Consider the following 6,442-nt stretch of genomic DNA (forward strand, 5'->3'; position numbering starts at 1 on the left):
GGGGGTTCATCCGCTCCCCCCATCCAGCGATCTCCACGCGACTACCAGAGGGGCCGCGAAATTACGAACAGGATTTTATAAAATGGCCCCAATCCTGTCAAGTCCAAACCCTTTTTTCTTGATGGGGGCTCTCCTTCGTGTTAGGCTTTCAATTTGAGTGGCTAGGGGGATTCCCAGGACAGTAACGGGAGGAGAACAGCGGATGAGATTGTTACGATGGGCAACGACCGAGCAAGCGTCCGGGGAAGAGGTGACTTCCGACAGCGGGCACCTAGGGGCTTCCGAGTCTAGTGAGAGGAACGCAGCGGTGTTCTCGTGGTCTTCATCGCCGTCACTCAAGAAGATCTATCAAGGCCTCGAGGAGCAACAGCGGATCATTGAGGAACTGAAAGGCTATCTGGAGGAGCGGCTCAGCCCGTTTCAGCGTCATCTAGGCGGGCAGCGCGTGAGTGTCGAAAACGCGCTGAAAACCCTCGAGCGTCGAATCAAGCCGTTACGGCAGTATATCCAGGGTGAGACGACGAATCTAGAGCGCGTCATGGCGCACCTCGAGACGGGTCTGCGAGACCATTTCGAGGCCTTTGAAGAGCTGCTCGGCAGTCAGAAGGACCTCCTTGATCAGGCGAATCAATACATCGAGGACCAGCCCCAACCGTTTCTCAAATATCTGGAGGACGGCCGGCGGGCCATCGAAATGATTTACGGGGACCTTGAGCAGCGGTTGGATGTTTTCCTTCAGAATCTCACGGAGCAGCAGCAGATTCTCGACTCTCTCCGAGAGCCAGGGCTGACCTCCAAATACGAGGCCTTGGCAGAGTATCTGGAGGAGCGGCAGCAGGCCCTCGCCCAATTCTCCCGCGCAGTCGAGTATCGGCCGAAAGAGTTATTCGCCCAGCTAGACGAGGCGGCGGAACGTCACAAGCCCTCGCGTCAAGACCAGGACACGCTCTTTGCCAAGGTCTTCGAGCAGGCTCGCCTGGCCGACCAAAGGCTTCGGGAGGCAATGGCTGTTCCGGACTCTTCCCCTCCCAACCGTGACTTGGCTGTCCAGGACTCTGCCACCCCCTACCGTGACTTGATCCGTGGTCACGTAGTAAGTATAGACCGTGCTGATTCGAAGGACAGCGTGAGTGCGAATCAACCTGCTGAGCTTCGTGAAGAGGAAGAGCAGGCGGGCTAACGGGTCTTCTTACTTTTGCGCTGCCCTGTCGTCAACGCGATGAGGTATGTGCTGGTCTGGTCGGCTTGCTCCCTGAAGTCCCGGACCTGATGTAGCTTTGCCAGGAGCTCGGATTCGACTTGAGAGACCTCCTGTAGGAAGTGCGCATATTTCTCTCTGGCCGCCTGTCGAATGCGCTCCTGCATGCTGCAGAGCTTGGCTTGGAGCTCTGCAGGCGACATCGCGACCCTGTCGGTTGAGAATTCGCCGGCGAGTGCGTCCACTTCCTCCCGAAAAGTCGCGATGATTCCTTTGAGATCCTCCATCGCCTTCTCCAGCCGATCCATCCTTCTTCTCCCCAGAAATCTTGTCTGCCCTGGCCGGTGTGTGCTTTCCGAAGATATCACCATCCCTCTTGGAATGCCAAGACCTACTTCCCCGGCCAGCTGACGGCCACATAGACCGCGCTGGCGTATTGACAGGTCGGGGCGGCATTGACTCGCCACCCCCCCTTTGCTACAAGAGCAGCCTATGAGACAAATCCTCGAGTTATACCGCCCCTACCGTAAGGTCCTCCTCCTGGGCCTGGGCGCCATCATGCTCTCGAGTGGCTTTGGCCTCACTATCCCGTGGATCCTCAAAGAGGCTATCGATCGACTGAAGGAGCGGCCTGCGGGGACGACTCTCCTCCTCCTTGCCGCCGCGCTCATCCTCTTCACTGTCTTCCAGGGGACCTTCCGCTTCCTGGCCCGGATGATGATTGTGGGAACCTCTCGCCACATTGAGTACGACCTCCGCAACCAGCTGTACCGTCAATGGCTCCGCCTCGATAGTAGCTTTTACGACCGGGTCCCTTCCGGGGACCTCATGGCCCGGGCGACCCAGGATATGAGTGCCCTCCGCACCCTGTTGGGGGCGGGACCGCTGCACTTCTCCACGACCATCATCGTGGGGGTCTCTGCTGCGCTCTTGATGGCCCGCCTCGACCCCTGGCTTACCCTGTACGCTCTGGCCCCCTTCCCCATTCTCCTCTGGTCCCTCAAGGAACTCCGCCACCGGTTGGAGGCCCAACTACACCGAGGCCAAGAGCGGTACCAAGAGTTGTGTGGCCAGGTCCAGGAAGCGGTGGCAGGGATGCGCCTGATCAAGAGCTACACCTTAGGGCATCCGATGGTGGCGGCCTTCCGCGACAAAGGGGAGGAGTACCTGGCCGCGGAGATGCGTGTGGTACGGCTCGAAGGCATCTACTATCCCCTTACCAGCCTGGCTGGCGGGTTCGGTGTGGTCTGTGCCATCGCCATTGGCGGCCAACAGGTCATTGCAGGACAGATGACCCTCGGAGAGCTGGTTGCTTTTATGGGATACCTGGGAATGTTGATGTGGCCTACCATCGCCCTTGCCTGGGTCATGGGCCTGTGGCAGCGGGGAAAGGTGGCTTTCGAGCGGATCACCCAGACACTGGCCGAGGAGCCGGTAATTCGTGAACACCCCCAGCCGATCCACCCGGCCACCGTCCGGGGAGCAATCGAGGCTCGAGATCTCACCTTTCGTTACGGTAATGGAAGCAGCCCACCGGCCCTCACCAGTCTCTCCCTCTCGATACCCGCGGGAGCGACTGTCACGCTCGTGGGACCGAGCGGGGGTGGGAAGAGCACGTTCCTCAGCCTCCTTCCCCGTCTGCGGGAGCTGCCTGAGGGACAGCTCTTATTGGATGGGGTCGACGTCACCCGGCTCCCCATCTCCACGCTGAGGCAGAGCATCGGTTACGTCCCGCAAGAGGGTTTTCTCCTTTCCGACACCGTCTGGAACAACATCGCCTTCGGCCTCAAAGATCCCGAGGAGTCCCAGATTCGACGGGCGCTCTTTCTGGCCGGCCTCGAAGAGGAGATCGCAACCCTTCCCGATGGCCTCAACACCGTGGTCGGGGAACGGGGGATTACTCTGTCCGGCGGGCAACGGCAGCGAGTGACGATCGCCCGGGCCGTCGCGGCAGACCCCCGGATTCTGATTCTCGACGATGGCCTTTCCAGTCTCGATGCCGAGATCGAGCGAATAATCCTCGACCGCCTCCGGACCCATTTCCGGGGTCGAACGGTCCTGATGAGCACGCATCGCCTGACGAGCATCGACCGGGCCGACCTGATCTTCGTCCTTGACCGCGGACGGCTCGTGGAGCAGGGAAGACACGAGGAGCTGCTGGACCGAGCAGGGCTTTACGCGCACCTTTGGAACCGGTACCGACTGGTTCATAGTTCAGAGTTGAGGGTTGATAGTTGAAAGCTGAGAGTCGAGAGTGAGGCGATTTCGGATTTCGAATTGCGAATTTCGAATTTGAGAGAACCGCGGTTTACACCCGAAACCCGAAATCGTTCGACTGAGGGCCTCGACGGTGAGCTCGGCCGAACCGCTCACGACTCGAAGTCCCAAATTCGAAATTCCCCTGTCATCGGTCATCGGTGAACAGTGAACCGTGAACTGAGTGAGGGACGACGAGAAGCGACATGGTAGGGCTGCCGCAAGCGCATGAGGAGGAGATCCTCGGACGGGCCTACGACGCCCGACTGATGAGGCGCCTGCTCAGGTATCTGACGCCGTACCGAGCCGTCCTCGCCGGCTCGGCAACGCTGCTCCTCGCCATTTCAGGCCTTGAGGTCGTTCGCCCCTATCTGCTCAAAGTCGCCATCGACAGCTACATTGTCCCGGGCCACCTTGACGGCCTGTGGGGGATCGCTCTCCTCTACCTGGGCATCGTGGCCCTTGAGAGCGGGATTCGGTACTGGCAACTCTTCCTCATGAACTGGACCGGGGAGCGAATCGTCACCGATTTGAGATTCGAAATCTTCCGCCACTTGCACCGCCTACCCCTCCGCTACTTCGACCGTAACCCCGCCGGCCGGATCTTTACCCGGGTGACCTCGGACGTGGAGAACCTGAAGGACCTCTTCACCAGCGGGCTGGTCAGCGCCGTCGGCGACCTCCTCACCGCGGGCGCGATCGTGGCGGCGATGCTTTACCTCGATCTGAAACTCTCGCTCATCGCCTTTACCATCCTGCCGTTGCTGATCGCCGCGGTCGTCCTCTTTCAAGAGAAGGCACGGGGGGCGTACCGCTTGATCCGGCAAAAGGTGAGCCGATTGAATGCCTTCCTCCAAGAGAGCCTGAACGGGATGGGGGTGATTCATGCTTTTGGCCGAGAGGAAACCATGGCCACTCGCTTTGCCGGTTTGAATGACGAGCATCGGGAGGCCACGCTTCGGTCACTCCTCTACTACGCCCTTTTCTACCCAGCGGTCGAGGTGATTGGCGCGGTCGGATTAGGACTCATCATCTGGTACGGGGGGGGACAGGTGGTGCAAGAAGCCCTCACATTAGGAACCCTGGTGGCCTTCTTGGAATATCTACAGCGGTTCTTCATCCCGATCCGGGACCTCAGCGATAAGTATTACGTCATGCAGTCCGCCATGGCTTCCTCCGAGCGGATCTTCGAGCTTTTGGATGAGGCGCCAGAGCCCGACCGCACCGGGGATCGGATCAGTTCCCTGCAAGGGCGGATTGATTTTCAGAATGTGTGGTTTGCCTATCGGCCGGGAGAGAACATTCTCAAAGGACTGTCATTCACAATTCAGCCTGGGGAGCGGGTGGCCCTGGTCGGGGCCACCGGGGCGGGAAAAAGCACGGTGGTCAATCTGCTTACCCGGCTGTACGAGATCGAGCGAGGCACCATCCTCGTGGACGGACGGGAAATTGGGGGCCTTGACCTCACGTCGCTTCGGCGGCGAATCGGCCTGATCCCCCAGGACCCTTTCCTCTTTTCGGAGAGCCTCGCCGTCAACCTCCGGGTGGGGGACGGGGTGAGCCAGGAGGACGCAAACCGAGCCCTCGAACTCGTCGGCGCTCTCCCGATGGTCGAGCGTCTCCCCGCCGGGCTGGCGTCCCGTCTCAGCGAGCGTGGAGCGTCCCTTTCTATGGGGGAACGGCAGCTCATCGGGCTTGCTCGGGCGTTGGCGTATGCCCCCGACATCCTGATCCTCGACGAGGCAACCTCGAACGTCGATGTGGCCACCGAGGCCGACTTCTCCCGCCGGCTGCGGCAGCTCACCGCCGGCAAGACTGTCCTCATCATCGCCCATCGGCTGAAAAGCGCGGCAGAGGCCGATCGTATCCTGGTGCTCCATCACGGTGAGCTCGTCGAACAGGGGTCACACCAGGAGCTTCTCGAAAGGGAGGGTCTGTACGCCCGCCTCTGGCACCTGCAGCACGACGGCCACGCTCTCGACTCGTGAAGAAACTGTCCCATAGAGTTTGTTGACAACCGGCTAGTCGGAAGTTAAGGTCTGCGCATGAAGGAAGTGGGCATTTCTCGCCTGAGACCCCATGAGGTAAAGGAACGACTCGACCGAGGCGACTCATTGATCGCGGTGGATGTGCGAAAGAAATCGGTTTACGTCCGAGGCCATATCCCCGGGGCCCTTTGCCTTCCCATCACCGATCTTGATGACGAGCTCGACGACCTTCCGGCCGACAAATCGTTCATCTTTTACTGAACCTGACCAGAGGAGAAATCGGCCGCCCGGGTGGCAGCCGCGGCGAAGGCGAGGGGATACCAAGAGGTTGCGGTCCTCCTGGGAGGTCTGCAGGCCTGGCAGCAGGCCGGGTACCCGGTGGAGCCGCTTTAAGTTCCCTGCTCTCTCGGCAAGGGAGCCACGGGGAACGTGCAGGAGTTCGAAAAAGGTCGCACGACTGTTCGTAGCGGCCACAAGCTGAGACCAGGAATAGGGGTCACTCATCAGACGAGGTGTTCGTTGCATCAAGAATAAACGGCACGTCGCTGAAATAAAAAAGGAGGAATGTGCGATGCGAAAAGGATTCCTATGTGGTGTTTATCTCCTCGTGGTTATTATAGCGTTCTCACCTTCCGGCTGTGGTAACGGAGAGACGATCAAGATCGGGACGATCAAGATCGGCATTAACGCCCCGCTCACCGGTGATATCCCCAAGGTAGGCGAAGGAACAAAGTTCGCGGCTCAGATGTGGCTCGAAGACATTCAAGCCGCCGGGGGTCTTGAGGTGGGGGGAAAGAAGTATCCGGTTGAGCTCGTCATTGAGGATAACGAGTCCAAAGCGGAATCTGCTGTGAAGGTCAACACCAAGATGATTACCGAGGACGAGGTGCTCGTCATTGTTGGACCGCAGGCCTCCAAGCAGGCGGTGCCTGCCGGTGGGCCAAGAGCACCTGCCACGTCGCTTCTTCCTGGTTGTCTGGGTAACTCCCGAAGATGCCCT

At 59.7% G+C, this 6,442-nt stretch carries 6 protein-coding genes; 5 read left to right on the forward strand and 1 reads right to left on the reverse strand.

What is annotated here, in order from left to right; genetic code table 11:
• Positions 1–202: 202 nt before the first annotated feature.
• Positions 203–1,180 carry a hypothetical protein gene (locus tag O6929_13855; GenBank protein ID MCZ6481464.1) on the forward strand — a complete coding sequence of 326 codons (978 nt, stop codon included), beginning with the start codon at positions 203–205 and terminating at the stop codon, positions 1,178–1,180.
• Here the strand turns inward: O6929_13855 and O6929_13860 are convergent.
• The gene (locus O6929_13860; GenBank protein MCZ6481465.1) at positions 1,177–1,506 is read right to left on the reverse strand and encodes a hypothetical protein; all 330 of its coding nucleotides are present in this window, start codon (positions 1,504–1,506) and stop codon (positions 1,177–1,179) included. The two genes, O6929_13855 and O6929_13860, sit on opposite strands and share 4 nt — an antisense overlap.
• Positions 1,507–1,690: 184 nt before the next feature.
• On the opposite strand from O6929_13860, the gene O6929_13865 reads away from it, so the two are divergent.
• From O6929_13865 to O6929_13880, 4 genes are all read left to right on the forward strand, one after another.
• Complete coding sequence (locus O6929_13865) at positions 1,691–3,436, forward strand: ABC transporter ATP-binding protein (GenBank protein ID MCZ6481466.1); 1,746 nt, start codon at positions 1,691–1,693, stop codon at positions 3,434–3,436.
• 224 nt (positions 3,437–3,660) lie between these two features.
• On the forward strand, positions 3,661–5,442 hold the full coding sequence (locus tag O6929_13870; protein ID MCZ6481467.1) for an ABC transporter ATP-binding protein: 1,782 nt from the start codon (positions 3,661–3,663) through the stop codon (positions 5,440–5,442).
• A gap of 57 nt (positions 5,443–5,499) precedes the next feature.
• A complete protein-coding gene (locus tag O6929_13875; protein ID MCZ6481468.1) occupies positions 5,500–5,703 on the forward strand; it encodes a rhodanese-like domain-containing protein in 204 nt (67 codons plus the stop codon).
• Between the two features lie 310 nt (positions 5,704–6,013).
• On the forward strand, positions 6,014–6,442 hold a 429-nt coding region (locus O6929_13880), incomplete at its 3' end, for an ABC transporter substrate-binding protein (GenBank protein ID MCZ6481469.1).

Source organism: Candidatus Methylomirabilota bacterium, assembly GCA_027293415.1.
Lineage (GTDB): Bacteria > Methylomirabilota > Methylomirabilia > Methylomirabilales > CSP1-5 > CSP1-5.

What these genes read in the sequence shown, in the direction of transcription:
- O6929_13855 (MCZ6481464.1), top strand. Translation starts at nt 203, where the DNA reads ATGAGATTGTTACGATGGGCAACGACCGAGCAAGCGTCCGGGGAAGAG.
- O6929_13860 (MCZ6481465.1), bottom strand. Translation starts at nt 1,506, where the DNA reads ATGGATCGGCTGGAGAAGGCGATGGAGGATCTCAAAGGAATCATCGCG.
- O6929_13865 (MCZ6481466.1), top strand. Translation starts at nt 1,691, where the DNA reads ATGAGACAAATCCTCGAGTTATACCGCCCCTACCGTAAGGTCCTCCTC.
- O6929_13870 (MCZ6481467.1), top strand. Translation starts at nt 3,661, where the DNA reads ATGGTAGGGCTGCCGCAAGCGCATGAGGAGGAGATCCTCGGACGGGCC.
- O6929_13875 (MCZ6481468.1), top strand. Translation starts at nt 5,500, where the DNA reads ATGAAGGAAGTGGGCATTTCTCGCCTGAGACCCCATGAGGTAAAGGAA.